The organism is Flexivirga alba (assembly GCF_042661025.1).
GTDB lineage: Bacteria > Actinomycetota > Actinomycetes > Actinomycetales > Dermatophilaceae > Flexivirga > Flexivirga alba.
Genome location: NZ_JBHSWH010000001.1, coordinates 1362451 through 1389369 on the forward strand (window position 1 = coordinate 1362451; position 26919 = coordinate 1389369).

The 26919-nt window shown below is 66.7% G+C and carries 24 protein-coding genes and 1 pseudogene; 12 read left to right on the forward strand and 13 right to left on the reverse strand.

What is annotated here, in order from left to right:
- Positions 1 to 3 precede the first annotated feature (3 nt).
- Positions 4 to 1203 (reverse strand): galactokinase, encoded by a 1200-nt coding sequence (gene galK, locus ACFQDH_RS06660; RefSeq protein WP_382399658.1) that lies wholly within the window; start codon positions 1201 to 1203, stop codon positions 4 to 6.
- Positions 1203 to 2276, reverse strand: a complete 1074-nt coding sequence (gene galT / locus ACFQDH_RS06665; RefSeq protein ID WP_382399660.1) for a galactose-1-phosphate uridylyltransferase — start codon at positions 2274 to 2276, stop codon at positions 1203 to 1205. The genes galK and galT overlap by 1 nt, the downstream gene beginning before the upstream one ends.
- A 151-nt stretch (positions 2277 to 2427) precedes the next feature.
- On the opposite strand from galT, the gene ACFQDH_RS06670 reads away from it, so the two are divergent.
- Positions 2428 to 3354 (forward strand): 2-dehydropantoate 2-reductase, encoded by a 927-nt coding sequence (locus tag ACFQDH_RS06670; RefSeq protein ID WP_382399662.1) that lies wholly within the window; start codon positions 2428 to 2430, stop codon positions 3352 to 3354.
- A gap of 66 nt (positions 3355 to 3420) precedes the next feature.
- On the opposite strand, the gene ACFQDH_RS06675 is transcribed toward ACFQDH_RS06670, so the two are convergent.
- Together ACFQDH_RS06675 and ACFQDH_RS06680 are read right to left on the reverse strand one after the other, a co-directional pair.
- On the reverse strand, positions 3421 to 4059 hold the full coding sequence (locus ACFQDH_RS06675; RefSeq protein ID WP_382399664.1) for a DUF4282 domain-containing protein: 639 nt from the start codon (positions 4057 to 4059) through the stop codon (positions 3421 to 3423).
- A gap of 93 nt (positions 4060 to 4152) precedes the next feature.
- On the reverse strand, positions 4153 to 4560 hold the full coding sequence (locus ACFQDH_RS06680; RefSeq protein ID WP_382399666.1) for a hypothetical protein: 408 nt from the start codon (positions 4558 to 4560) through the stop codon (positions 4153 to 4155).
- On the opposite strand from ACFQDH_RS06680, the gene ACFQDH_RS06685 reads away from it, so the two are divergent.
- Genes ACFQDH_RS06685 through ACFQDH_RS06695 form a run of 3 tightly spaced genes read left to right on the forward strand, consistent with a single transcriptional unit; the run spans position 4559 to position 8123 of the window.
- Positions 4559 to 5107, forward strand: coding sequence for a hypothetical protein (locus tag ACFQDH_RS06685; protein ID WP_382399668.1), 549 nt, complete (start codon positions 4559 to 4561; stop codon positions 5105 to 5107). The genes ACFQDH_RS06680 and ACFQDH_RS06685 overlap by 2 nt on opposite strands.
- Positions 5108 to 5130: 23 nt before the next feature.
- Positions 5131 to 5760, forward strand: coding sequence for a TetR/AcrR family transcriptional regulator (locus ACFQDH_RS06690; RefSeq protein WP_382399670.1), 630 nt, complete (start codon positions 5131 to 5133; stop codon positions 5758 to 5760).
- Positions 5761 to 5804: 44 nt separating this feature from the next.
- Positions 5805 to 8123, forward strand: a complete 2319-nt coding sequence (locus ACFQDH_RS06695; RefSeq protein WP_382399672.1) for an MMPL family transporter — start codon at positions 5805 to 5807, stop codon at positions 8121 to 8123.
- Positions 8124 to 8231: 108 nt separating this feature from the next.
- Here ACFQDH_RS06695 and ACFQDH_RS06700 read toward each other — a convergent pair whose 3' ends face one another.
- The 5 genes from ACFQDH_RS06700 to ACFQDH_RS06720 form a co-directional block, all read right to left on the reverse strand.
- Positions 8232 to 9068: a hypothetical protein gene (locus ACFQDH_RS06700; RefSeq protein WP_382399674.1), complete on the reverse strand. Its 837-nt coding sequence runs from the start codon at positions 9066 to 9068 to the stop codon at positions 8232 to 8234.
- 108 nt (positions 9069 to 9176) lie between these two features.
- Entirely contained in the window at positions 9177 to 11975 is a 2799-nt protein-coding gene (locus ACFQDH_RS06705; RefSeq protein ID WP_382399676.1) for an alkaline phosphatase family protein, read from the reverse strand.
- 11 nt (positions 11976 to 11986) lie between these two features.
- Entirely contained in the window at positions 11987 to 13225 is a 1239-nt protein-coding gene (locus ACFQDH_RS06710) for an ABC transporter permease (RefSeq protein WP_382399678.1), read from the reverse strand.
- A gap of 233 nt (positions 13226 to 13458) precedes the next feature.
- The gene (locus ACFQDH_RS06715; protein ID WP_382399680.1) at positions 13459 to 14397 is read right to left on the reverse strand and encodes an ABC transporter ATP-binding protein; all 939 of its coding nucleotides are present in this window, start codon (positions 14395 to 14397) and stop codon (positions 13459 to 13461) included.
- A 102-nt stretch (positions 14398 to 14499) separates the two neighbouring features.
- Positions 14500 to 15309: a hypothetical protein gene (locus ACFQDH_RS06720; protein ID WP_382399682.1), complete on the reverse strand. Its 810-nt coding sequence runs from the start codon at positions 15307 to 15309 to the stop codon at positions 14500 to 14502.
- An 88-nt stretch (positions 15310 to 15397) separates the two neighbouring features.
- Here ACFQDH_RS06720 and argS (ACFQDH_RS06725) point away from each other — a divergent pair.
- Both argS (ACFQDH_RS06725) and argS (ACFQDH_RS06730) read left to right on the forward strand, forming a co-directional pair.
- A pseudogene (gene argS, locus ACFQDH_RS06725) lies at positions 15398 to 16120 on the forward strand (arginine--tRNA ligase domain-containing protein); the annotation flags it as partial.
- Complete coding sequence (gene argS, locus ACFQDH_RS06730; protein ID WP_382399684.1) at positions 16029 to 17150, forward strand: arginine--tRNA ligase; 1122 nt, start codon at positions 16029 to 16031, stop codon at positions 17148 to 17150. The pseudogene argS (ACFQDH_RS06725) and the gene argS (ACFQDH_RS06730), both read left to right, overlap by 92 nt.
- A 98-nt stretch (positions 17151 to 17248) precedes the next feature.
- Here argS (ACFQDH_RS06730) and ACFQDH_RS06735 read toward each other — a convergent pair whose 3' ends face one another.
- Positions 17249 to 18964, reverse strand: a complete 1716-nt coding sequence (locus tag ACFQDH_RS06735) for an alpha/beta hydrolase (protein WP_382399686.1) — start codon at positions 18962 to 18964, stop codon at positions 17249 to 17251.
- Positions 18965 to 19133: 169 nt separating this feature from the next.
- On the opposite strand from ACFQDH_RS06735, the gene ACFQDH_RS06740 reads away from it, so the two are divergent.
- Positions 19134 to 19331 carry a hypothetical protein gene (locus ACFQDH_RS06740; protein WP_382399688.1) on the forward strand — a complete coding sequence of 66 codons (198 nt, stop codon included), beginning with the start codon at positions 19134 to 19136 and terminating at the stop codon, positions 19329 to 19331.
- Positions 19332 to 19424: 93 nt separating this feature from the next.
- On the opposite strand, the gene galE is transcribed toward ACFQDH_RS06740, so the two are convergent.
- Positions 19425 to 20450, reverse strand: a complete 1026-nt coding sequence (galE, locus tag ACFQDH_RS06745) for a UDP-glucose 4-epimerase GalE (protein WP_382399690.1) — start codon at positions 20448 to 20450, stop codon at positions 19425 to 19427.
- A gap of 117 nt (positions 20451 to 20567) precedes the next feature.
- On the opposite strand from galE, the gene ACFQDH_RS06750 reads away from it, so the two are divergent.
- Positions 20568 to 21053 carry a DivIVA domain-containing protein gene (locus ACFQDH_RS06750; protein WP_382399692.1) on the forward strand — a complete coding sequence of 162 codons (486 nt, stop codon included), beginning with the start codon at positions 20568 to 20570 and terminating at the stop codon, positions 21051 to 21053.
- Positions 21054 to 21152: 99 nt separating this feature from the next.
- On the opposite strand, the gene paaK is transcribed toward ACFQDH_RS06750, so the two are convergent.
- Positions 21153 to 22445 (reverse strand): phenylacetate--CoA ligase PaaK, encoded by a 1293-nt coding sequence (paaK, locus tag ACFQDH_RS06755; RefSeq protein WP_382399694.1) that lies wholly within the window; start codon positions 22443 to 22445, stop codon positions 21153 to 21155.
- A complete protein-coding gene (gene paaI, locus ACFQDH_RS06760) occupies positions 22445 to 22858 on the reverse strand; it encodes a hydroxyphenylacetyl-CoA thioesterase PaaI (protein WP_382399696.1) in 414 nt (137 codons plus the stop codon). The genes paaK and paaI overlap by 1 nt, the downstream gene beginning before the upstream one ends.
- 183 nt (positions 22859 to 23041) lie before the next feature.
- Here paaI and ACFQDH_RS06765 point away from each other — a divergent pair, with 183 nt between their 5' ends.
- From ACFQDH_RS06765 to ACFQDH_RS06780, 4 genes are all read left to right on the forward strand, one after another.
- The gene (locus ACFQDH_RS06765) at positions 23042 to 23932 is read left to right on the forward strand and encodes a L,D-transpeptidase (protein WP_382399698.1); all 891 of its coding nucleotides are present in this window, start codon (positions 23042 to 23044) and stop codon (positions 23930 to 23932) included.
- Between the two features lie 161 nt (positions 23933 to 24093).
- Entirely contained in the window at positions 24094 to 25449 is a 1356-nt protein-coding gene (locus ACFQDH_RS06770; RefSeq protein WP_382399700.1) for a protease pro-enzyme activation domain-containing protein, read from the forward strand.
- A complete protein-coding gene (locus ACFQDH_RS06775; RefSeq protein ID WP_382399702.1) occupies positions 25425 to 26030 on the forward strand; it encodes a S8/S53 family peptidase in 606 nt (201 codons plus the stop codon). Before ACFQDH_RS06770 ends, ACFQDH_RS06775 begins: the two co-directional genes overlap by 25 nt.
- A gap of 113 nt (positions 26031 to 26143) precedes the next feature.
- Positions 26144 to 26866: a hypothetical protein gene (locus ACFQDH_RS06780; protein ID WP_382399704.1), complete on the forward strand. Its 723-nt coding sequence runs from the start codon at positions 26144 to 26146 to the stop codon at positions 26864 to 26866.
- The last annotated feature ends 53 nt before the right edge of the window (positions 26867 to 26919 follow it).

Sequence of the window (26919 nt, forward strand, 5' to 3'; positions counted from 1 at the left end):
ACGTCACCGGATCCGGGCAGCACCTCCACTGGCGACCGCCTCGAAGACGGTCGGGGTCGGGAAGCCGCCACGGGCCGCCGCCGCGACGCAGGCGTCCGCGACCGCCGCGGCGTCCTGCTGGTCCACCAGCGCGATCACACAGCCGCCGAAGCCGCCGCCGGTCATCCGGGCACCGTGCGCGCCGGCGGCAACGGCCGCCTCCTGCAGCGCGTCGACACTCGGTGCGGTGATCTCGTAGTCGTCACGCATCGAGGCGTGAGAGTCGTTGAGCAGCGGGCCGATTCGTCGCAGGTCGTCACCTGCGAGAAGAATCGCCGCGGTCTGCTCGACCCGCGCGGAGTCGGTGACCACGTGCCGGGCGCGGCGGCGCAGCAGCGGCGGGAGCTTGTCGAGTGTGGTGGCCAGGCTCTCCAGCGGCACGTCGCGCAACTCGCGAACGCCCAGGCGCAGCGCGGCTTCCTGGGAGGACCGGCGGCGCTCGGCATACTCGCCGTCGGCGTGCGAGTGCTCCGTGTGCGAGTCGATGGCGAGCAGCGACAGACCGGCCGCAGGTAGGTCGAAGCGGAGTTGGGTGATGGTCACCGCGCGGGTGTCGATCTGCATCGCGTGCGACTCCTGGCCGCACACCGACGCCAGCTGGTCCATCAGGCCGGTCGGGGCGCCGGCGATCTTGTTCTCGGCGTCGCGGCCCAGGTCGGCGACCGTCTCGTTGTCGAGCTGCCAGTCGAGCAGGTCCGACCAGGCGCGCGCGGTCACACAGGACAACGCTGCGGATGACGAAAGGCCAGCACCCACAGGGACATTGGAGTCCAGCGCGATGTCGAGGCCGGTCACCGGCAGGTCGCGCTGCCCGGCGGACCACCCCACACCCACGATGTATGCCGCCCAGCCGTAGTCGCCACCTTCGGTGACGTCGGTGAGGTCGAGAGTGACCACGGCGCCGTCGTTGATCGACGCCGACGCGATGCGCACCACGGTGTCGTTGCGCCTCCGGACCGCGGCCACCGTGTGCTGCGCCAGCGCGATCGGAAGCACGAATCCGCCGTTGTAGTCGGTGTGTTCGCCGATGATGTTGACCCGTCCCGGCGCCGCCCAGACACCGTCGGGCTCTGCGTCATACAGCGAGCGGAAGCGGGCGACGAGTGCATCGAAGTCGACCGGATCCGGCGTCCGAATCACCCCGTCGGCACGTGCCGAACCCATCACTTCACCTCGCGCAGACGCTGCGCGACGCTCTCGGGCAGCCCGTCGTTGACGAACGCCCCCTGACCGGACTCGGACCCGGCGAGGAACTTGACCTTGCCCTCCGCGCGGCGGATCGAATAGAGCTCCAGGTGCAGCCACGCGACATCCCGGTAGGACGAGGCCGGCGCCTGCTGCCAGGCCGCGATGTAGGGGGTCGGTTCGTCATACAACCGGTCGAAACGCTGCAGCACGTCGAGATAGACCGGCACGAACCCATCGCGGCCCGCGTCGTCCAGCGCGGGCAGGTCGGGCACCTGGCGCTTGGGGTAGAAGTGCACCTCGATCGGCCAGCGCGCGGCGAACGGCACGAACGCGAGCCACTCGTCGTTCTCCGCGATAATCCTTGTGCCTGCTGCGGATTCGCTGGCGATGATGCCGCCGAAAAGGCTGCTGCCGTGCTCATCGAAATAGGCCTGCGCGTGCTCCAGCTCGGTCGTGGCACGGGGCGGCACGAAGGGGTAGCCGTAGATCTGGCCGTGCGGGTGCTGCAGGGTGACGCCGATCTCCTGACCGCGGTTCTCGAACGGAAAGACGTGCTCGATCCCGTCCATCGCGTTCAGGTCGGTGGTGCGGTCGGCCCAGGTGTCCACGACCAGCCGCGCCTGCTGCGGAGTGAGCTCGGCGAACGAGGAATTGTGGTCACTGGTGAAGCACACGACTTCGCAGCGACCGCGTCCGGCGCGCACTTGCTCGAGGCCCTCGGTCCTCGTCTCCGGCGCCTCGGCGCTCAATTCGTATGACGGGAAACGGTTTTCGAAGGCAACGACCTGGTACTCGGAGGACGGTACCTCCGACAGGTGGTCGCGCGACGGGCACAACGGGCATTCGTCGGCCGGCGGCATGTAGGTGCGGCTCTGCCGGTGCGACGCCACCGCGATCCACTCGCCGGTCAGCGGATCCAGGCGGAGTTCCGACCCGGTCACGGTCGTGGGCAGGTCTCGCTTGTCGGTCGCCGCGGTCCGGGAGGTGCCGTCGGCGTCATACCAAAGGATCTGGCGGCCGTCGGCCAGTTTCCCCGTTGTGCGCTCCATCGCGCCTCCGTTCGCAGAATTTGAAACGTTCGCAGTCCAACGTTCGAAAATGTTCAGTCCTGTTGTAGCACGAACTCGTGCGCCCCCGGAATGACGTCACCGGGACGGCGGTTGTTGCAGGGGAAAGTTCCGAGCGCCGAAAGAGGAAGAAATGCGGATCGCAGTCATCGGGGCCGGCGGAGTCGGCGGCTATTTCGGCGGGCAGCTGGCGGCGGCGGGCCACGACGTGCGCTTCATCGCGCGCGGCCGGCAGCTCGCGGCGCTGCGCGAAGGAGGCCTGACCGTGCTCAGCGATGCGCACCCACTTCGGCTGGCCGAGGTGAGCGCCACTGACGACATCCGGGCGATCGGCGACGTCGACCTCGTGCTGATCGCGGTGAAGCTCGGCGAGACCGAGAACGTCGCCCGACAACTCGCGGAGCTGCCGAGCCGGCCCCGAGCGGTCCTGTCACTGCAGAACGGCGTGCAGAAGGACGAGCTGCTGCGCGCCCACCTGCCGGACACCGAAGTTCTCGGCGGTGTCTGTTACATCTCCGCGGCCATCGAGTCGCCAGGCGCCATACGGCACAACGGGTCGCTGGCCAGGATCGTCGTCGGTGCGTATGGCGGCGCCCGCAGCAAGACGGTCGATGCTCTGCAGGGGGCTCTCGATGACGCGGGCGTCGAGGTCGAGGTGAGCGACGACATCGAGGCAGCTGTATGGCGCAAGTTCGTCTTCCTGGTCGCGCTGTCGTCGGCGACCAGTGCTGCGCGACAACCGATCGGCGTGCTGCGAGCGCATGACTCGACGCGTCGCCTGCTGCGTGACCTGATGACCGAGACCGTCGCGGTGGCACACGCGCGTGGGGTCGCGCTGCCCGCGGACTACGTCGATCAGCAGCTGGATTTCGTCGACACCCTTCCGGCACAGATGAGTTCGTCGATGCACCACGACCTGATGCACGGCAACAAGCTGGAGCTGCCGTGGCTGGGCGGCGGGGTGGTCACCATGGGCGAGGCGGCCGGTGTGCCGACCCCGACCTGCCGTGCGCTGGCCGCAGTGCTCGCGCCATACGAGGAGGGCGGGACGCCTGCGTGACCGCACCACGAAGGAGCGGCCGCACCCATGACGGGTGCGGCCGCTCCTTGTGTATGACGGAGGCGCTCAGTCCTTGTTGCGGGTCGCGATGCGCGCGACGTTGATCGCGAGCTCGAGCGCCAGGCGGACGATCGCGACGATCACGATCAGCCACACCAGGTCCGTGATCGTGTGCACGATCCCGGAGAAGGTGCTCATGTGCTTGACGCTGGTGCCACCGAAGTCTTCGCTGCCGAAGTTGTAGATCAGGTTGCTGATGAAGTTCAGGACCGCCCAGATGATCACACCCAGGAAGGTCAGGCTGGCGATCTTCTCGGTCAGCGACTTCTTGAACTGCAGGTCGGAGAACAGGTCGCCGACACCTTCGCCCGCACCCGACACGACCTGGCCGGCGTCGGCGCCGAACTGCTGGCCGACCTGCTGCGCGTGACCGGCGAAGCCGCCGTGCTGGCCCTGGTCGGCCTGCTGCGGCTGGTCACCGGGTTGGCCGTAGCCCTGCGGAGCCTGCTGGCCGTAGCCCTGCGGAGCGGGCTCGCCATAACCCGGCGCCTGCTGCTGGTCATAGGCCGGCTGGTTCTGCTGGCCGAAACCCTGACCCAGGCTCTGTCCCTGGTAACCCTGGCCGCTCTGCGGAGCACCCTGGCCCGACTGGCCACCCTGCCCCTGCTGATCGTTGTTCCATGAGCCACCTGTGGGCGTCGACATACGTTCCCTCCTCTGTCGTCCAGGGCCCCGTATGGCGCCCGCTGTCAGCACCCATCCAACCTGCTCACGGGCAAGGCGTCCAACGAACCCACGTCACGGAGCGATCACGACGACCTTGCCGGCCGGGCGCCCGGCGCCCGATTCGGCGTGGACAGCGGCGAGTTCGGCCACCGGACGCTGCGTCGCTGCGGACCCACAGGTTGGCACTGCGGGGCCGCGTCCGGTGTCCTCGGGGATCGGCCCGGCAGAGCTCGCGGCGACCCCGTTGTCGGCGACATAGTCCGCCAGCCGGGTGAGTTCATCCGCGCCGAGGCGCACGTGATTGGTCACGACGTCGAACGGTGTCGCGGAGCGGACGAGAGACGCGACCCCGCGCGATCGACTGGTTCCCGGCCGGGCGGCTTCTTCGATGACGAAGGCGTAGTTCCGTGGTGATCTCCACCCGGTCTCCACCCTGGGGTCGATGCCTCGTGCGTCATACGCGGCGAGAGTTGAACCCATGAACACAACCGTCGTCCTCGAAGTCCTCCTCGTCGTCGCGCTCATCTTCTATCGGCAGCTACGGGTGCAACGCGTCAAGGACAACCTGGTGAAGCTGCCGCTCATCCTGGGTGCACTGGGGGTCATCAACGCGGCGAACTTCCTGCAGGACCACAAGGTGTCACCGGGTGAGATCGTCGGCGTGATCGCCGGACTCATCATCGCGGCCGTCATCGCATTGCCCCGGGCACGTTCGGTGCAGGTATGGCGCGAGAACGACGGCACCTGGATGCGACGCGGGACGCCGGTCACGATCGGCTGGTGGCTGGTCGCACTCGCCGGGCACGCGGTGACCGCCTTTGCCGGGCCGCTCGCCTTCGGCGAAACACCGCATGGATACAGCGGATTCGAGTCAGCCACGATCATGGTCTATCTCGGCGTCAGCCTCGGCGCACAGGGTTGGTTCCTGGAGCAGCGGCTGCAGCGTTCGTTGTCCGCGCGTCGCTCGAGCGCCATACAGCTTGCCAAGCGAGTCGCACATCACACCGTCTCGATTTGCACTTTATAAGCCAAAAGGGCAAAACTTGTCGCATGCTCCACACGTCTTCGACGAACTCGGCACCGCGCTTGCGCATCGCGGTGCCGATGTCCGCGAAGCGGGCGCGGACGACATACGCCATCACCCGAGCGGCCCGCGAACTCGCGGCCGACAAGGGGTATGACGAGTTCACGCTCGACGAGCTCGCCGAGCGAGCGGGCGTCTCGCGACGCACGCTGTTCAACTATTTCGACGGCAAGCTCGAGGCCACCCTCGGTGGTGGCCCGCAGCTGACTCAGGACGACATCGACACGTTTCTCGCAGGCGGCCCTACGGGGGAGTTCGTCGACGACGTGGCGGCACTCGTGCTGGGTGTGCTGCGGGCCAGCACCGAGGTTCCGCTGGAGCGGGACGACTGGCTCATCGGCCAACGCTGCTTCACGGCCAACCCCAAGCTGATCATCGCGGCCCAGCAGGACTTCGAGGGCTTCGCCGAAGCGCTCATCGAGCTGCTCGCCCGACGCTCCGGACGGCCGGCGGCCGATCCCGAGCACCACGTTCTCCTCGGTGTGCTCGCAGTGACCTTCAAGATCTCGCTGCATCAGTTCAGCAGCGGCGACGTCCGTGAGATTGCGGACATCTTCCTGGACAACCTCAAGACGGTGCGCCGGATCTTCGGCTGACACCCCACAAGCGGCTTCTCCCCACCCCAATTCGAAGGATCTCCATGGCTTCCCTTCTCTATCGACTCGGCCACACGGCCTATCGCCGGTGGCCGATGTTCATCGCCGCCTGGGCGATCGTGCTCGTCGGTTTCGGCGCACTCGCGATCGGCGTCAGCAAGCCGATGGTCGACAAATTCAGCATCCCGGGCATCCCCTCGCTGCAGGCTCAATCGATGCAGCAGAAGCTCTTTCCCGGCACCGGCGACGTGCAGGACGAGGCGGCCGCGACGGTCGTCGTCTCCGCGCCGCAGGGTCACACGCTGCGAGAGACCAAGTACAAGAACGCGGTCAATGCGCTGATCACGGACCTGAAGAAGGTCCCGCAGATGCCGACCGATGCCAAGGCGCAGCCGGTCAACCCGGTCGTCGCTGCGAAGGCACAGACCAACCAGGTGCTGGCCAAGGCCGGCAAGAGCCCGCAGCAGCAGGCCACCGCGAAGAAGAACGCTCAGGCGGTCTCGCCACTGTCGGCGGACGGCCGCACCGGGACGATCAGCTGGAACTTCAAGGTCGCCACGGTGGCCGACGTCAAGGCGAGCACGCAGGATGACGTGCTCCAGGCGCTCAAGGGTGCCCGCGCCGACGGCCTACAGGCGGAGGCCAACGGGTCCGGCATGCAGGCGATGCCCAGCACCGGCGGCAGCAGCGAGCTGCTCGGCATCATCGTCGCCGCGTTCGTCCTGTTCATCACCTTCGGGTCGCTGGTCGCAGCCGGTATGCCGATCATCTCCGCCGGTGTCGGCGTGCTGATGGGCGAGCTGGCGATCCAGTTCGCGACCGGATTCACCACGATCGGCACCACCACGCCGATCCTTGCCACGATGATCGGCCTCGCCGTCGGCATCGACTACACGCTCTTCATCCTGGCGCGCTATCGAACTGAGCTTCGAGAAACCGATGACCGGGCGCACGCCGCCGGCCTCGCAGTCGGAAAGGCAGGCAGCGCAGTTGTTTTCGCGGGCCTGACCGTGCTCATCGCACTGTGCGCCCTGTCCGTGGTCGGCATACCGTTCCTGACCTCGATGGGTCTGGCCGCCGCTGGCTCCGTGTTCTTCGCGGTCTGTGTCGCGCTGACCCTGCTGCCGGCCGTGCTCGGCATGCTCAAGTCGAAGGCGTTCGGCGCTCAGCTGCGCAAGCGCCACGACAAGGTCGCCGCCGATGGCAAGACCACGAACAACGGTGTGCGTTGGGCCAACCTGCTCGGCAAGAAGCCGGCCATCATCGTCGGCCTGGTGATCGTGGTTCTGGGCGGTCTCGCGCTGCCGATGAAGAACCTGCACCTCGCCCTGCCGAGCGACTCGACTGCGGCGTCCTCGACGACGCAGCGCAAGGCCGCCGACATGATCACCGAGTCGTTCGGCGCTGGTCGGCAGGCTCCGCTGCTGACAGTCGTCGACGGCAGCAAGATCTCCGGCGACCAGGCGCGTATGGCGGCATACGGTCAAGTGATGGGCTGGGCCGGCAGTCAGCAGGACGTGGTCAACGCTCAGATCATCGCGGTCAACAAGGACAAGTCCGGCGCGCAGATCCTCATCACGCCCAAGAGCGGCGCCGACGACCAGTCGACGCTGGACCTGCTGAACAACCTGCGGGACGGTCAGTCGAGCATCGAGAACAAGACCGGCGCCACGGTCGGCGTCACGGGCACCACCGCCGTGCAGACTGACGTGTCCACCCAGTTGACCAACGCACTGCCGAAATACCTGGCGGTCGTCATCGGACTGGCGTTCCTCCTGCTGATGATCGTCTTCCGGTCGATCCTCGTGCCGCTCACCGCGACCCTGGGCTTCCTGCTCTCGGTGCTGGCGACGCTCGGCGCGACGGTCGCGGTCTTCCAGAACGGCCTGTTCGGGATCGTCGAGGGGCAACCGATCGTCAGCTTCATGCCGATCATCCTGATCGGCATCGTCTTCGGGCTGGCGATGGACTATCAGGTCTTCCTGGTCACCCGAATGCGCGAGGCCTACGTGCACGGGGCAGACGCCCGTGCCTCGATCGTCGACGGTTTCCGGCACGGCGCCCGCGTGGTCGCTGCAGCCGCGACCATCATGATCTCGGTCTTCGCCGCGTTCATGCTGCAGAGCAACAGCCTCATCCAGTCGATGGGCTTCGCGCTCGCGGCGGCGGTCTTCTTCGACGCCTTCGTCGTCCGGATGACGCTGATCCCCGCGATCATGTACCTGCTCGGCGACAAGGCCTGGTGGCTGCCGAAGTGGCTGGACAAGATCCTGCCGCGGGTCGACGTCGAGGGTGAGGGGCTGGCCAAGAGGCTGGCGAAAGAGACTGCCACTGAAGATGATCCGGCGCTCGCCCAAGTCTGAGCAACTCGTTGGTCGAGTAGCGGAGGAGCGGAGCGGGGGAGCGTATCGAGACCACGGCCCGGGTGAGCTACACGCTCACCCGGGCCGCTTTTCGTCATACGCCAGGGGCTACTTCAGCGACTGGGGGTCGATGGCGCCGGCCGGAGCGGTCACGCTCGGCTGCTGGTTCCAGCCGTCGGCGGTCACTGCACCCTCGTCGCTCTGGTTCGCGGGCGGAAGCAGGCGCAGAAAGTCCTTGGTGTCGCCCGCCAGGGTCAGGCTGCCGCCGTTGGGGGACTCGTCCGTGATCACGTAGACGTCTTTGCCGTTGTAGGAGGACTTCTTGGTCTTCGACTTGCCGAGCTCGCTGTCACTCAGGTTGCTTTCGCCGAGGACACTGTCGAGGAAGTACTTGATGGTGATGGAGGAGAGCTGGGACTTGGTCGAAGGCGGGGCGACCACCCACTTGTCGGCGACCTTCGCCGCGACGGGCTTGGTCAATTTGCCGGCAGTGGTCCAGAACGTCTGATCGGCCTTGATGTAGGTCTTGTTCGAGACAGTGCGGAAGGCCGCGGTCCCCTGACCGGTCTCCGAGATGGTGGCGTCCTGGTTGCTGCCGTCAACGGTGCCCTTGATGTCGATGGTCTCGACCTTCGTGTCCTGCTTGATCCTCGCGTGCAGGTGCGCCGACTTGGCCGCGCGGTATGCCGAACGGGCCTGGTGCACCAGCGATTTGGCGTCGGGGGCACCGGCCTGGTCGCTGCCGGGTGCAGTGGACGAGGACGAGGAGGAGGACGACGGACTGGCGGAGGGCGCGGACGACGCTCCGCTCGCCGTGCTGGCGGACGATCCGGCGCCTCCGGCGGAGGTGCTGCCACTGGAACTGGAGCTGGAGCCGCAGGCGGCGAGGGACAGGCCGAGCGCCGCGGCGACGGTCAGCTGGGAAATCTTGGTGACGGTACGCATGGCCCCAAAGTACGTGAGGATGGGCGGTTTACGACAAATCGGCCCAGCACCTGGAGGGCCCTGCCGACGTGCGTCGGCAGGGCCTTCGGTTGGTGGTGGTGCGGCTGCTCAGTCGCCGTCGGCGGCCGAGGGGATGGCGCCGCCGGGTACGTCGTTCGGCGCGTAGATCTTGCTGTCGCCCGGGTAGGGCTTGGTCCAGTTGTGGGTCTGGTACCAGGTCCAGCGGCTCATCTGCTCCGGGTTCGCGTAGTCCGCACGCGCGTTCCGGCCGGTGAAGCGCTGGTTCTCGCTCCACTTGTGCCATTTCATCGCAACGGCCTTCTCGGCGGCGGGCACTGCGGTCTTCTTGGCCGCGGTGGCGTTCACCTTCGCGGCCGCCGCACCCGTCTTGCCCAGCGTGTCCAGGCCGCACGTCGGCGGGGTGCCGACACCCTCGGTCAGGGGGATCTGGTTGGGCACGGCGGTGAACGGCTTGGTGTCCGGCTTGGACTGGAACGCGTCGAACATCGGGGTGGCAGCCGCCAGCTTCTGGTTCAGCGGCTGGGCACCGAGGATCTGCTCGATCGTGCGGACCATGTTCAACTGCGAGTAGTACGTGTTGTCAACGACACCGTGCTTGGCCCAGGGGCTGATGACCTGGACCGGTGCACGGTGTCCGTCGACGTGGTCGGCGCCGTTCTGGCTGTCGTCCTCGACCACGAAGATCGCCGAGTCCTTCCAGTACTTGCTGTGCGAGATCGTGTCCACGATCTTGCCGACGGCGAGGTCGTTGTCCGCGACCTGCGCCTCCGGGTCAGCGGTGCCACCGGTGTGGTCGCTCGACAGCCACATCATGTTGAGCCCGGACGGGCCCTTCTTCTCGAACTCCTGCTTCCAGATCTGGTAGCGGTACTGGTCCGGGATGCTGAGGTCGAACGGCGGGGACAGCGGGTTGGAGATGGCGTTGAGCGAGGGGATGACCGAGCCGTAGTTGCCCTTGAGATCCGGCGTGGTCAGCTGGGCGGGATCGCCGCCCTGGCCGACCGACTTGGCGGCGCAGTAGTACTGCTGCCAGGTGCCGTTCGCGGGCTTGCCCTCGTTGTACTCGAACTCGCCGTAGTTGCGCGCCGACATACCGGCGTCCTGCACGGCCGTCCACAGGAAGCCCGAGCGCTGGTGACCGAGCACGTCCTCCTCGGTGTCGTAGCTGCGCACGTACTCGCCCGCGCTGGACTCCGTGTACTCCGGGTTGTCACCCTGCATCAGCCAGTTGTGGCCCTCGGCCGAGTTGGTGCCGATGTCGTAGGTGTTGTCGTAGAGCCCGAACTGCGTGGCAAGCGCGTGCTGGTTCGGCGTCGCCTTCGCACCGAACTGGGCCAGGCTCGCGTCGCCGTTGCCCTGCAACATGTCGCCATACACCTGGTCGTAGGAGCGGTTCTCCTTGACCAGCAGGAAGACGTGCTTGATCGTCGACGGGTCGCCTATCCGCTTCGGGATGGCGACCGCCTTGGCCTTGCCCTGCGTCGCCTCCTTGACGTTGTTCTTGTCCCAGCCGTTCTGCGTGTAGACCTGCGCGGTGTATTTCCCGATCTGCTTGTCGCTCGGCAGGGTGAAGCGGGTGAACGAGCCGGTGGTGCTGTGCGTGCCGTGCCCTGTCGCAGGTGTCGTGCCCGGGCCCGCGTTGAAGGTCAGGGCCGGTCCCCGGGCGTCGACGCCGCGGGTGTTGGTCACGACGACCTTGCCGCCGACGTTCGCGACGGCAGCCGGGTAGTAGTCGGTCGGCAGCAGGCCGATGTAACGGGCCGGGTCCTGCGCGTTCTTGCTGACGCCATACACCGCAACGGCGTTGGCGCGACCGAGGCTGACGAGCAGTCGGTCGCCGACCAGCGTGATGCCGGTCGGTGCGTAGCCCGTCGTCGAGGAGGCCCACGGCTGGGTGCTGATCGTCTGCACCACCTTGTTCTTGGTGGTGTCCACGACCGAGACGGTGTCGCTGTTGGTGTTGGCGACATACAGCGTCGAACCGGAGCGGTAGATGTTGGTCGGGTGCAGGCCGACCTTGATGGTGGCGGGTGTCGCCGAGGCGTCGGCGGTGTCGATGACACTCAGGGTGCCGCTGGTCGAGGTGCCCTTGTAGCCGTCGGCCGGGACGTTCGTGCCGTATGACGTCATCGTCTGGTCGCCGGCGGCTGCCTGCCGGCCGCCCTCGTTGCTGACGTAGAGCTTGTCGCCGACCACGGATATCTCGCGCGGTGCGATGCCGACGTTCCAGGTCTTGGTGACCGCGCCCGTGCTCGGGTCCAGCGCGGCGACGGTGTTCTGCCCGTTGACCGGGACGTAGAGCGTCTTGCCGTCCGCGGAGTAGGCCGACCTGCCCGGCAGCGCGGAGTTGCCGTTGACCTTCGGCAGCGGCACGGTCGTCGGGGTGCCCAGGGTGCCGTCGGTGTTGACCGGGAAGCGGGTGAGCCCGTTGGTCTCAGGCAACCAGAGGACTTTGCCGTCCGGCGAGTAGGTGGGGCCCTCCTGGCCGACACTGCCGTCGGTCAGCTTCTGGTCGACGCCGGCGGCCTTGCCGACCTTCCAGATCACCTTGTATGTCGAGAGGTCGACGATCTGCAGCACGACGTTCTTGTCGGTGCTGGTGGCCGCGACATACCGGCCGTCCGGGCTCACCGTGGAGCCCATGTACTTGCCGTCCTCGGTCAGCAGCCGGTCGCCGACGGGCTTGATGTACTGGTTGTCCGAGACCAACTGACCGTTCTGGTTGACGTCGCCGACCTGGTGGTCTCCGAAGAGGCTGGAGGGGGACGCCGCGGCGATCCCGCCGGTCGCCACGGTCAGGACCGCGGCTCCGGCGATGGCGATGCGGAATTTTCGACGGTCGAGGATGCGTGCCTTGGCAGCGCGACGCTGTCGTGTTACCTGCATGGACATACCTTTCAGGGGTGGGTGGACAGCAGATCGACATTGGCGTCGAACTGCCACAGGGGATTGGGCGCATCGCCGTCTGCGGTGCGCACGAGGAAATAGCCGTTGACCTGCTTGGGGCCGTCACCGTCGGCCATGAAGCGGCCGTCCGGGTGCAGGTCCAGCTGATAGATCGCTTGCCCGACGGCTGTGCTGCCGGGCAGGTGCCAACTGACGACACAGCGCCAGTCGTTGCCGGCCCCTTCCGGGGTGATCGTCCCGCCGCCGCGGCTGCAGGAGGCCGAGGTCCTGAGCTGTGCCTCGGTGACCGCCGGGTTGTGCAGCTGCGTCGTCTGCAGCCGGTATAGGTGCGCGAAAGCCGTTGCCACAGAACGGTTCACCTTGTTCTGGGTGATCCCGCTCCCGCTGATGGAGCCGTATGGCGAAACAGCGAGCGTGCCGACAACCAGCAGAGCGGCGATCGGCGCGAGACCGACCGTGATCGCCCGGCGACCGGCCGTGTCGTGGCCGGTGCCACTGAAGTCGCGCCGGACGAAAACGGCATACGCGAAGGCAGTCGCGACCAGCGCCCACACCAAGCTGACGCCGACACCGGTGAGGATCGGCCCGAGCTGGGCCGGCTCGGTGAACAGGCCGTTCCAGGAGCTGTATGCCGAGCCCGGCAAGGCCAGCCGCACGGCCACCGGCAGGGGCAGCAGCCCCGCGAGTTGCATCGCGAAGGCCACGACGGCCGGCAGCAGCAACCCCATCGGGGACCGGCCGAAGAGCACCGAGCCGAGCAGCCCGATCCCGGCCAGCGCGAGAGTCGGCGCGAGGACACACAGCCAGGCCAGGGCAACACGGCCGCCCGCGTCACCGGCCGAGAGCGTGTGGCCGTCCAGGCCGATCAGGGGGTTGTTGCCGACCACGAGAACACCCGCGGCCGAGCTGGAGACGGCCAGACCAGTGACCATCGCGACCAGCACGGTGAGGCTCGACAACGCCTTGGCCGCGAAGATGCGCCGCGGCGAACGGACGGCGACGAGCAGATGTCGCCACGTGCCGAGCCGGTCCTCGGACGTGAAGATGTCGCCCGCGACGACAGACGTCAGCAGCGGGAGGGCCCAGGTGCCGGCGAAGCCGAGGGTCACCAGTGCCCCTGCCCAACCGGTGTCGTGCATCCAACGTCCGAAGAGGGTGTCCACCGGCAGGCTGCTCTGCTGGCTGACCCCCGCGACGAAGAGCGCAGGTGCGATCCAGCAAGCAGCCACCAGGACACGAATCCGCCATTGGGACAACAGTTTCGTCAGCTCGAAACGGTAGACGCGGGCGGTGGAGGTCGAATTGATAGGTGATCGAGTAGCGCCGGGCTCCCCACCTGAAGGTGATCGAGTAGCGCCGGGCTCCCCACCCGAAGGTGAACGAGTAGCGCCGGGCTCCCCACCCGAAGGTGATCGAGTAGCGACGGAGGAGCGTATCGAGATCCCGGTCATCGGGTGAGTTCCTAGCTGTCTGTCAAGGTGAGGAAAGCGGCTTCGAGCGGCGAGAGAACGGGCGTGAGCTCGCGCACCGCGACGCCGCCACGGGCCAGGCGGGAGACCAGCTCGTCCAGGGCCGGCGTGGCCGCGGCGAGCAGGAGTGGCCGGGTCGGCGCGGGGTCTGCCGCCATACCCTCATCGGCGCCACGAAGATGTATGCCGTGTGTCGCCGCGGCGATCCGCCGGGCGCTCGCGGGGTCCGACGTGACGAGTCGGTAGTCGAGAGAGTCGTTTTCGGCGGCAAGCTTGGCCAGCGGGCCGGTGAACGCCACTCGGCCGGACATCAGGATCGTGACCTCGTCGCACAGCGCTTCGACGTCATCCATCCGGTGACTGGAGAGAACGACGGTGGTGCCACGGGCGGCGAGATCGGTGAGCACGTCGTGGACCTGCCGCTTACCGGCCGGGTCGAGACCGTTCGCCGGCTCGTCGAGGACGAGCAGGCGTGGCTTCGTGAGCACGGCGGCTGCCAGGCCGAGGCGTTGCCGCATGCCGAGTGAGAAGCCCCGAACCCGTTCGTGCGCAACGTTACTCAGTCCGACGGTCTCCAGCATCTCGTCCACGGTGTCGTCGTTGCTCCGGACACCTGAGAGCGCGAGTGAGGAGGTGAGGTTCTGCCGTGCGGTCAGCGTCGGATAGAGACCAGGGCCGTCCAGGAAGCCGGCGACTCCGGCTGGGACCGCCCGAGTGCGCGCCAGTTGGTGGTCGAGGATCTGGCCTTCGCCGGCAGTGGGTGCGGTGAGGCCGAGCAGCATTCCGAGAAGCGTTGTCTTGCCTGCGCCGTTCGGGCCGACGAGGCCGTGGATCTGACCGGTCGGGATGTCGAGGTCGACGTCGTCGAGAGCGATGATGTCGCCAAAGTGCTTGCGGACTGCGCGAATTCGGATCGCGAGAGGTGTGGACATGAACCCATCTCTTCGGTCGGTTGCATACCGAACCTAGGGATCACGAACACACCGTGAGCAGACACTGATTGAACACTCCGCGAACCGCGGGCTACGACCCGATCAGGTGTCGCGGCCGGGCGCGCTGGTGCCCGTTGGGGCAGAGGGCGAGTCGGGGAACGTGACGTAACCCTTGGGGACGTCGACGTGGCTCTGGGTGTTCCAGCCGTCGAATTTCGCCGTGCCGTCGGAGCCGTCGTCGGACTTGCCCGAGACTTCGGCGACATTGCTCCCGTCGTCGGCGAGCACTTTGAAGGTGTTGACGTCGTGATTCGAGTCGTCACCCGTTGCGACGAACAAGGCGGTGCCGTTCTCCGAGGCGCGGCTGGTCTTCATGCCGGCCAGCTCGCTGTCGGACAGGGCGGTGTCGCCGAGCATCCCGTCCAGCAGGGCGCGGATCGTCAACTTGCTGACGCTGCTGCTCGACCCCATGCGGTGCGGTGCAAGCACCCACTTGTCAGCGAGCAGTGCTGCGGTGGTCGTGCTCGACTTGGTCGCCGACTCCCAGAAGTCCTGGTTGCCCTTGATGTAGTACTTGTCGTCCACCGTGCGCAGGGTCGCGTCGCCGCTGCTCGGGTCCTTGACGGACAGCTCCTGGTTGGTGCCGTCCATGGTGCCGCGGATGTCGATGGTCTGCGTGGCGCCGTCCTGGTCGATCGTCGCGTGGACGTGCGCCGACTTCGCCGAGCGGTATGCCGCGCGGGCGTCGTCGGCCAAGGTCTTGGCACCCGGGACCGGTGCGTTCGGGTCCACGCCTGCGCTCGACGACGAGGGATTGGTCACGCTGACGACGTGGGTCGAGCCGCACGCAACCATGGCCGGGCTGAGGGCGATGGTGAGCGCGCAGACGGTGATGCGTGTGACGGGCCGCATGATCCCAGGGTAATAGCGGGTGCCGAGTCGCCGCACAACACCGATATCGATTCGTCCGGCGCTGGCGCCACGCCTTAATCTAAGCGACATGACCGATCCCCGTCTTGCGCTCACCACCCGCGTCCAGCAGGCCCTCTCCGAGGCCTTCGGACCGGAATGGCGAGAGGCGGACCCGGTGATCCGCCCGGCCAACAAGCGGCAGACCGACGCCGACTTCCAGGCCAACGCCGCGATGGCACTCGCCAAGCGCTTGGGCAAGCCGCCGCGGGAGATCGCGCAGGCCATCGCCGACCAGATCGGTGCCGACGAAGGCTTGATCGCGAAGGTCGAGATTGCCGGCCCCGGTTTCCTCAACCTGACGCTGCGCAACGACTGGATCGCGTCGGCCGCCGATCACCAGCTGGCGGACGACCGGCTCGCCATACCGCTGCCGGAGCACGAGATCGTCGTGATCGACTACTCCTCGGTCAACGCAGCCAAGGAGATGCACGTCGCCCACCTGCGCAGCGCGGTCGTCGGCGACTCGCTGGTGCGCACCCTGGAGGCGCTCGGACATGACGTCATCCGGCAGAATCACCTGGGCGACTGGGGCACTGCGTTCGGCATGCTGATCGAGCACCTGCTCGAGGTCGGCGAGGACAGCGACAACGCGAAACTGCTGGAGAGCGACCCCAACACGTTCTACCGTGCCGCGCGCGCCAAGTTCGACGCGTCGGACAATGGCGGCGGGGGAGACTTTGCGATCCGCGCTCGCAAGCGGGTCGCGACGCTGCAGGGAGGCGACGCCGAGAGCCTGCGGTTGTGGCACGAGATCATGGAGCTGTCGAAGGTCTACCTCAACAAGGTCTATCGCGAGCTCGGCGTGTTGCTCACGGACGACGACATCCGGGGAGTCGTCATACAACGACGAGCTCGCCGAGATCTGCGACACGTTGGAGGCCAAGGGCATTGCGGTCATGAGCGATGGCGCGCTGTGTGTCTTCCAGGACGAGTTCATCGGACGCGACGACAAGCCGGTGCCGCTCATCATCCGCAAATCGGACGGCGGATATGGCTATGCGACAACGGATCTGGCGACCATCCGGCACCGGTCACTCGACCTGCACGCCGACCGGGCGCTGTATGTCGTGGGCGCGCCGCAGAACCTGCACTTCCGGATGGTCTGGTCGGCCGCTGACAAGGCCGGCTGGATCAAGGGCACCGAGCCGATCCACGTGCAGATCGGCAACGTCGTCGGCCCCGACGGCAAGATCTTGCGCACTCGGTCCGGCGACCTGATCTCGTTGCAATTCCTGGTGGATTCGGCGTTGGAACGCGCCGCGCAGGTCGTCGCGGAGTCGCGCCCGGACTTGTCCGACGAGGAGCGCGCGACGATCGCCCACCAGGTCGGGATCGGTTCGATCAAATACGCCGACCTGTCGGTGTCGCATGACTCGGGCTACACGTTCGACCTGGACCGGATGCTCGCGTTGCAGGGCAACACCGGGCCCTACCTGCAATACGCAACCGCGCGTATCCGCTCGATCCTGTCCCGTGCGGATGGGGTCGAGTTCGCCGGACAGGTCGTTCTGGCGGAGCCTGCCGAACGCGCACTTGCGTTGCGGTTGTTGGACTTCGGTGGAGTCGTCGCCGAGGTCGGCGAGTCCCTCGAGCCGCACCGGCTTGCGTCATACCTCTATGACCTGGCGACGACGTTCACGGCGTTCTACGAGCACTGCCCGGTGCTGAAGGCCGAGGACGCCGCGGTCCGCGACAGCCGCCTGGCCCTGTGCTCCCTGACCCGCAAGGTCCTGGTCAAGGGACTTAGCCTGCTCGGCATCGAGTCCCCCGACCAGATGTAAGACCGTCAAGCTGGTCGAGTAGCGACGAAGGAGCGTATCGAGACCGAACTGGACTCGGTCTCGATACGCCGCTCGTACCTCACGGCACTCGACCCGCGTTACGAATGCGGTCCGCCGAAGATGTCGCCGACCAGCTTTTCCAGCAGGTTCAGCAGGATGTCGCCGAGGTCATCCGCCTTGTGCTTCGGGGTCGTCTTCTGCGAGTCGCCCAGGCTCGGCTTCGGGCCGGCGACCTGCTTGCCGGTCGGATAGACCTTGTCATCACCGGGCAGAGGGACACCCTGGCAGACCGAATCCTGTTTGATCAGTGCGCCATTCATCAGGAATCCGTATGCCGCATCGGTGACGCAGGTGTTCTTGCTGCCGAGGACGGCACCGTGGTTGCCCTGGTTGTTGACCGTCAGAAGCACGGTGTTGGGTGATGCCTCGTGCGCGGCGGCAGCACCTTCGTAGGGCGTTGCCGGGTCGAGGGTGGTGTCGACCATGAGGATCTTCGGCGAGTTGGAGAGGTCGACCTTGCTGTTGGTCGCCTGGTAGGGCCAGTACGCGCACTGGTTGACGACCTGCCCATAACCCAGCAGGGGATATTTCGGGCCGAGGCTTCGCGCCCGCCCGACGTAGTAGCTCTGGTTCTTGTTCCACGACGTGTCGTTGCACGTGGTGGCCATGAACGTCGTGCTTTCCCGGTTGTCGGTGTAGCTGTCCGAGCCCGAGCTGAGCAGCGCGAACGCCTGGTAGAGCGCGATCTTGTTCCCGTCCCGGGCGTCATCGAGGTAGCCGAGGAATTTCGCCGCGGTCTCCAAGCCCTTGTTGGAGTACATCTGCTGTGTCAGCACGTTGTCGACGACGTTGGCGGAGAAGAAGCCGAGCTTGCCCTCGGCGGCGGCCTTGCGCACCCGGGTGTGGGTGGCCTCCACCTCGGCGGCGGTCGAGCCGATGTCGTAGGTGTCGTTGTGCCGGGCGGCCCACGGCTCGAACTGTGTCGAGAAGCGCCGCTGGAAGCCCATCGGCTGGTAGCCGAAGCTGGCCTGGAAGTCCTTGGTGAAGGCGGTGTTGCTGTCGAGCACGAAGCGCCCGACGTGCTCCGGGAAGAGCGTCGCATAATGCGCGCCAAGCCAGGTGCCGGCCGAGACGCCATAGTAGTCAATGGTTTTCACGCCGAGCAGCTGGCGAACAAGGTCCTGGTCCCGGGCAGTGTTGTCGGTGTTGATGTAGGGCAGGTAGTCGCCGTGCTGCGCGACGCACTTGTCGACGGATGCCTTGACCGCCGTCTGGAGAGCCGTCACATTCGCGTCGGTCAGCTGGTGGCTGTCGCGGACCTTCGTCTGCGGCGGATCGCAACTGACCGGGGTGCTCTCCCCGGTGCCGCGCGGGTCGACGCCGACAACGGCCTCGGTGCGACCGAGCGGGGAGAGCGCGGCGACGACGACGGAGAAGCGTGCGGCCGGCCCACCCGGCCCGCCAGGGTTGGTGAAGACGACGCGCTCGGACGTGCCGGACTGCTCGGACGCGGTCCGGGTGACCATCAGTTTGATGTCCCCCTTGCCCGGGTGCGAGTAGTCCTTCGGAGCGGTGACGCGTGCACACTCCGAACGCTTCGCTGCCTTGCCGAGCTCGCGGACCTCTTGCGGGCACAGGCTGACGCTCCACGTCAGCTGCTGCGACGTGTATTTGTCGAGGTTCGCGTGCGTCGGCGACAAGCTGCTGGTCGTGGTTGCGGCACTAGCTGGAGTTACGGCCAGTGCACCACCGCCAGCAGCGATCACGGTGGCAAGGGCACTCACAGTGACGAGGTGCGGAACGCGACGGCGCATGACTGAACTCCTTCGTTGATTGTCGGTTGGTGGACGCGACGAATGCGCGGTGTGGTTCCGACCAGTTGCGAAAGTGTCCAGAAATATGCAGCGGTATGGCGGTCTCCTGCGTCACACTGGTCTCACGAGCATGATGCTCGGGGGCTTGGAAGGACTGGGAGGGAATGCCATGTCCGGCAACCCGGACGCACACCAGAAGGCGTCCAGCACAGAGCTCTATTTCGTCGTGGAAGGTCGTGTCGGCCGACTCATCATCTGGTCGTGCACCAACCGCATCCCACTGGACTGGCGAGTCGCCTTCGGGCCCGGCACGCACGGTCAGTGCGAGCGGTACCTCGAGGCGCATCAGCACCTGGCCCACCACTGACCGCCGCACCCCAAGGTCGTCGAGGAGGGCGAGGAACGAGCCCGTCCCCCAAGGTGGTCGAGTAGGGCGAGGAACGAGCCCGTATCGAGACCTCTACTTGCCCTCCGGGAACCCGCTCGGGTTCTGCGACTGCCAGCGCCAGGTGTCGGCACACATGTCGTCGATGGAAAGCGTGGCGTGCCAGTCGAGTTCGGTGTGTGCGCGGGTCGGGTCGCCCCAGTATGCCGGCAGGTCACCCGCGCGCCGTGCGCCGACTTCGTGGGGCAACTCGTGCCCGACCGCCCGCTCGAAGGCGTGCAGCAGCTCCAACACCGAAGTGCCTTGTCCCGTGCCGAGATTGAAGGCTCGGACCGGCGCGCCCATCGTCGGCAGGTGCTCCAGCGCCGCGACGTGCCCGGCGGCGAGGTCCATCACGTGGATGTAGTCGCGCTCGCAGGTGCCGTCCTTGGTCGGGTAGTCGTCTCCGAATACGGTCAGCTTGTCCCGCCGGCCGACCGCGACCTGGGCGATGAACGGCATCAGATTGTTGGGGATACCCTGCGGATCCTCGCCGATTTGGCCTGACGGGTGCGCGCCGACCGGGTTGAAGTAGCGCAGCAACGCGACACGGAAACCATCGGTGATCGAGGCGACGTCGGTCAGCACGCGCTCGATCATCACCTTCGTGCGTCCGTATGGCGAGGAGGCCGAAAGCGGTTCGTAATCCTCGTGATAGGGCACGGGGGCGTTGTCGCCATACACCGTCGCGGACGACGAGAAGACCAGCTTGTCCACACCATGCCGGGTCATCGCGCGCAACAGCGAGAACGTGCTGTCGAGGTTGTTGCGGTAGTAGTCCAGCGGTTTGGTGACGCTTTCGCCGACCGCCTTGAGACCCGCGAAGTGGACGACCGCGTCGAAATGCTCCTGGCTGAAGAGGTGCTCGGTCTTGTCCGCGTCGGTCAGGTCGAAGGCGTGTAACGGGATGGTCTTGCCCGACAACGCTTCCAGCCGACCGAGCACCGTCGGCTTGCTGTTGGCGAAGTCGTCGACGATGACGACGTCGTGGCCGTTTTCGAGCAGGGCCAGGACTGTGTGGGATCCGATGTAGCCGGCACCGCCGGAGACAAGTACTCGCATGATGACTCAGGCTACGGTGCAAGGATGGAGCCCGTGGTGAGGACCCTGTGGACAGCCGATCATATTGCCCGTGTTGAGAAACCGATGCTGACCACTCAGCCTCGGGGCGGATACGTCATGGCCGACGTACAACGTCAGCTCGATCGTGTCGTGTCGTTGATGCGGGCGCAGCAACCCGTGCCGGCGATCGGCACCGTGGGCCTGCGCAGCGCGCGTTTTCGGGAGGGCTACTCGCCCGAGTCCGTCACGGCGCTCTTCGACAACATCGCCGAGTGGCAACGCCAGCTCAACATCCGGCACGAGGTCAATGACGTCGACAGCGCCGAGGCCACCGCGCCAGAGAACGGCCGACTCAACTGGTCGCGGCAGCAACAGGTGTGGGTGCGCGAGATCACCTTCCAGTCAACGCGTTTCGGCTCGGCATACGAGACGGATCAGGTCGACGATTTCCTGGACAACGTGCTGCGCGCCATGGGCAACGGCGAGTCGCTGCCGGACATCAAGTCCGCGCAGTTCCACATGGCCCGTGCTGGCCGCGGTGGGTATGACGCCGCCGCCGTCGATCACTTCCTGGACCAACTGGAACGCATCCGCCCCCTCTGAGGCGGCCGAGGAGCGGAGGAGCGAAGCGGGGGAGCGTCTCGAGGTCCCGGGTCTCGATACGGCCCTCGTGCCTCGTGCCTACTCGATCCGCCAGTGTCGCTACTGCGGGCGGTTGTCCACGATCCGGCGGGCCTTGCCGACAGAGCGCTCGATGCCACCGACCGGGAGGACCGTGACCTTGGCAGAGGTGCCGATCCGGTCCTTGATGTCGCGAGCCAGGTCAGCTTCGACCTGTGCCCACTGGTCACTCGTAAAACCTTCTGCTGCTTCGACATTCACGGTCAGCTCGTCAAGTCGTCCGGGCCGGGTCAGCACACACTGGAAGTATGGCGAGAGCCCGTCATACCCGAGCGCCAGCTCCTCGATCTGGGTGGGGAAGACGTTGACGCCGCGGATGATCATCAGATCGTCGCTCCGGCCGGTGATCTTGGCCATCCGCCGGAATGCCGGCCGCGCGGTGCCGGGCAGCAACCGCGTCAGATCGCGGGTGCGGTAGCGCAAAACCGGCATCGCTTGCTTGGTGAGCGCGGTGAAGACGAGCTCGCCCTCCTCGCCGTCGGCGACCGGCTCACCGGTGACCGGGTCGACGATCTCCGGCAGGAAGTGGTCCTCCCAGATCGTCGGGCCATCCTTGGTCGCCGCGCACTCCATCGCGACGCCCGGACCCATCACCTCGGAGAGCCCGTAGATGTCGACCGCATCGATGCCGGCACGTTGCTCGATCTCGGACCGCATCGCGTCGGTCCATGGCTCGGCGCCGAAAACGCCTACCTGCAGAGGCAGTTCGCGCGGGTCGATGCCTTGCGTGGTCATCTCGTCGAGGATCGACAGGAAATATGACGGCGTCACCATGATGGCGCGGGCGCCGAAGTCACGCAGTAGTTGCACCTGCTTCGCGGTCTGCCCGCCGGACATCGGTATGACGGTGCAGCCCAGCCGCTCGGCTCCGTAGTGGGCACCGAGCCCGCCGGTGAAAAGGCCGTAGCCGTAAGCGACGTGGCAGACGTCGCCCGGTCGCACCCCTGCGGCGCGCAGTGACCTGGCCACGAGGTCGGCCCAGGTGTCGATGTCCTGCTGGGTGTAGCCGACCACAGTCGGCAAACCGGTGGTGCCGCTCGAAGCGTGCACCCGCACGACCTGCGACCGCGGCACCGCGAACATGCCGAAGGGGTAGTTGTCTCGCAGGTCAGCCTTGCCGGTGAAGGGCAGCAGCCGCACATCTGCCAAATCTCTGATGTCGCCGGGGTGAACTCCACTGGAATCCAACGCATTCCGGTAATGCGGGACGTTCTTGTATGCCGCCGCGACCGTCTCCTGCAGGCGCTGTAGCTGGTGCGCTCGCAACTCGTCCACCGACCACTTCTCGGCGGCGTCCAACTCTGCCCCAGTCATCAACGAAGCCTCCTCGATCTGCCACGAAACTCTGCGATCACTGCGCCGTCGGACTCGCGGCTGACCGTCACGTCGGTGATGCCCGACCGGCCGTAGGTCACCCGCTCGCTCGCCTCCGCGACCAGCACGTCGCCGAGCCGGCCGACCGTCACGAACGAGATCTCCCCACCGGAGGCGACCGTCGTGTGCCCGCTCGCGTTGCACGCGAGGGCGAACGTCGAGTCGGCCAGCAGGAAGATGTGCCCGCCGTGGGCGATGTCGTGTCCGTTGACCTGGTGCTCGCGCAACTGCATGCGGGTGCGGGCGTGGCCGCGCCCGTCGTCATACACGCCGACATCGACCAACTCGATCTCCTGAGCGGCCGATGCGCGGTCCTCGCGCCACATGGTCAGCACGTGATCCGTTCCTTCCATGCGGCCAGCCTGCCACCGTGAAAGCTGTCGCGGGAGACTTCTCGATGAATTACTGACCAATCGATCAGTATTTGGACAACCGATGGTGACCACAACACTGATTCGGCGATTCGCGCGGAACCGATGCAGAATGCCGGAAGTCAACTCTGCACCGCTCTCGCTGCTCGATAGAAAGCACAGGTTGTGACCGAACCAGGCAAACACCGCGTCGGTGCGAGCAAATCAATGCGTCAGGTGGGGACGTCGGTGGCGGGGGTCGTCGTCGGCTTCCTGGTGGTCGCCCTCGTGGTCTTCATCGGCGTGAAGGTGTTCGGCGGTGGCGACGACAAGCCGCCGGTGGCTGCTGCGACGACCAGCTCGGCCGCGCCGCACGCCACGTCGCGCCTCCCCGACATACCCGTCCCGAACGTGCCGCAGTCGGTGCTCGACACGTTGCCGGTGGCCGAGACCGAGGGCAAGGTGCCCAAGGCGCCGATCGATCTGACGAGTGCCAGCGGGGGTCTTGCCATACGAGTCGACAAGGCGATGCCGGGCTTCGCCAAGCCGGGGGCAGACCCGGTCACCATGATCCCGAAGTCGCAGATTGGCAGCACGACCTGGTTGCCGGTGCTGCGTACCGAGCGCGGCTGGGCGCAGGTGCGCCTGCCGGCCCGCCCCAACGGCGCCACCGTCTGGATCCCGGAAGCCGGCCTGAACCGCGCGAAGACCAAATGGGCGGTGCAGGTTTCCTTGTCCAAGGGCACGCTCACGATCACGTATGACGGCAAGTCCCGCGGGACCTGGGACGTCGGCCAGGGCAAGGCCACGACGCCGACGCCGGTCGGCCAGACCTTCTTGTTGAGCGGGTTCGTAGACCCGAACCAATCGTTCTCGCCGGTGATCTACGCCCTCGGGGCACACTCCGACACTCTTGACTCGTATGGCGGCGGGCCGGGCACCGTCGCCGTGCACGGCTGGCCGACGAAACAGGGCCGCGAGGGCAAGGTCTCACACGGCTGCATCCGGGTCCCGGCCGCGGCGCTGAAGATGTTCGCGAAGTTGCCGACAGGTACGCCGGTCGACATCACGGCCTGAATTCACCGGGTCGTGAGAGCCGTCACATTCTGGATACTGGTGAGTAAGTTCCCTAGAAGGTGTTCTTGGGTACTGTGTTACCCGCGCCACACCTCGAGCTCCGGTCCGACAGTCCCCTCAGGCCTCGGAAACAGGACCAAAATTCAAACGGGAGGAAATTGATGAAGCGTCGTCATGTCGCGGCGGGTGCCGTCGCGTTGACCACGGCAATTGCAATGGCAGGGGCAGGTGCCGGTATGGCGCACGCCGCCGGCCAGGGCAACGACAAGGTGCGGTTGACCAACTCTGGTCGCACCGCCTTGCCGGACCACTCGAACCTGCGCACCCTGGGTGTCGCAAACAGCAGCGCCAACGTCGATCTGTCGATCGCCGTGCCGCTGCGCAACCAGGCGTTGCTCGACTCCTTGCTCGCCAAGGGCACCGTGATCTCGCCTGCTCAGTACAAGAGTCTGTTCGGTGCATCGCCGTCCTCGCTGAAGAAGGTCTCGGACTGGGCGAAGGGTCAGGGCCTGAAGGTCACATCCAAGGACGCCGCCAGCGGTGTCGTGACGGTGGCCGCGCCGGTCCGCACGGTCAACAAGGCGTTCTCGCTGAAGATGGAGCGTGTCGCACTCGGATCGAACACCGGCCTTGCGCCTAACATCGACCCGCAGCTGCCGAAGTCGCTCGGCGTCCTCAACGTCGCCGGCCTGACCACCGTCAGCTCGCGCCACACCGGTCCGATCGACACCTTCGGTCCGCAGCGTTCGTTGACGTCGGCCCCGCGTTCCACGCAGCACACGAACTCGCCGTTCTCCAACTCCCGTGCGATGCCGGGTGCCAAGGCGACAGCTGCGGCGACCTCGAACGAGTGCTCCAACTACTGGGGCCAGCACGTCGCAGTCAGCGCTTTGAAGTTCCCCAGCACCTCGAACATGTTGTGCGGTTACAGCCCGCAGCAGGCCGTGAAGCTCTACAACGCCGGTAAGGCGTCGACCGCCAAGTCCAATATCGGCATCCTGCTGTGGTGCTCCGACGCGGCCGCGAAGTCCAAGGCCAACGCGATCTCCGGCTACTACAAGTACCCGCTGCTCGGCACCTACAACAACCAGTCGGCCCCGGAGAGCAAAGCCAAGGGCAGCGCCTGCCTCAACCCGGACTACGGCGAGCAGGACATGGACGTCCAGACGTCGCACTACATGTCCCCGAAGTCGACGATCACCTACTACGGCGCCTCCGACTCGACCGACTCCGCACTGTTGAGCATCTTCAACAAGGCAGTCACCCAGCACACGGTGAGCACCATCTCGATGTCCTGGGGCGGCGACGAGTCCGGCCAGAGCAAGAGCTTCAAGCAGCAGTTCGACCGCACCGCCGCGCGCGCGTCGGTGACCGGCATCAGCCTCTTTGCCAGCAGTGGTGACATGGGCGACGGCAGCATCAAGGAGGGCGGCACCGCTCCCAGCGGGCCGAGGAGCCCAGCTACCCGGCCACCTCGCCGTTCTTCACCGCGGTGGGCGGCACCGCCGCTGCGCTGAACTCGGCGGGCGCTCGGCAGTTCACCGTGGGCTGGTCGACCAGCCTGTGGGATCAGCCCTCCGCGTCCAGCACGAGTGGCATCACCCGCTACCCGTTCTTCGGCAACTCGGTCGGCGCTGGTGGCGGTGTGAGCAGTGACTACTCCCAGCCGGCTTGGCAGAAGGGCGTCGTCACCGGTTCGACCACCAAGCGGACCATCCCGGACGTGAGCGCGATCGCCGACCCGGCGACCGGTCTCGGGCTGACCTTCGACGGCAGTCACGTCACGACAAGTGGCGGCACCAGCCAGTCCTCGCCGCTTGTTGCCGCTCTGGTCGCGTCGTCCAAGGCACTGACCGGTCGCAAGGTCGGTAACGCAGCGCCCTACTTCTACAAGCTGAAGGGCACCACGAACATCACCGACGTCAAGGCGGCCACGGCCGGCAAGTACGGCATGGTGTTCGGGCAGACCAAGAACGGACACTTCGTGCTCGAGGGTCTGGCGCAGCCGTCCGACTCGCTGCGGGTGACGACCGGCTGGGACAACGTGACCGGTCTGGGCGAGCCCAGCGGTAGCTTCCTGACGTCCTTCGGTAAGTGACGTTCGCGACGACGATCTGACTTCGATCCGGTGGTGCGGGCAGGTGCCCGGCACTGGCCCGCACCACCGGGCAACGTACTTTTCGAATAGATGAATTGAAGGGGAGCAAGACCATGAAACGCAACACTGCGTTGTTCGGGGCTTCACTGGTAGCAGGTGTCGCTGCTGCTTCGGGGCTGATTGCAACAGGCACGGCCAGTTCGGCGGCTGCCGGCGACACGTTCTACGGCGTGGCCTGGGCGGACGGGACGAGCGGCCAGGCGTCGGGCTGGACCACCGGCGCCTACGCCGATCCCTACGGCTACGAGTTCTCCGGCACCGCCAGCGCGGGATCGGGCACGTTCAAGCTTGCTGCCGGCGGTGCGACCGTCACGGTCAAGACCACCTGTGTGGCCGGCAAGCCGAGCGTCCTGGTGGCCGGCGGCGGTGCTACCGGCGTCCACACCGGCGGCTCCGTCCCGCTGGCGACATTCACCGGTCTGAAGAACGCCCAGGGCACCGTGACCTTCGCCTCGACGAAGGTTGCGGGCCACACTGCCGGGGCGTACATCAACTTCGCGCCGGGCCTCGATGGCACCCACGTCGCGCTGGCCGGCGCGGACTGCGCGGCGGCTCCGACGAGCACTCCGCCGACGAGCACTCCGCCGACGACCACTCCGCCGACCACCGCGCCGCCGACTTCCACGTCGACGACGAACCCGCCGACTTCCACGGGCACGAACCCGCCGAGCTCGACGACGACCAACCCGCCGACCACCGCGCCGACGACGCCGCCTCCCACCACGGAGCCGCCGACGCCGACACCGACCACCACGACCCTTCCGGTCACGGGCTGATCGCGCGCCGCACCAGCACTCCACGTTGTGCCCCCACTCGCCATTCGGCGGAT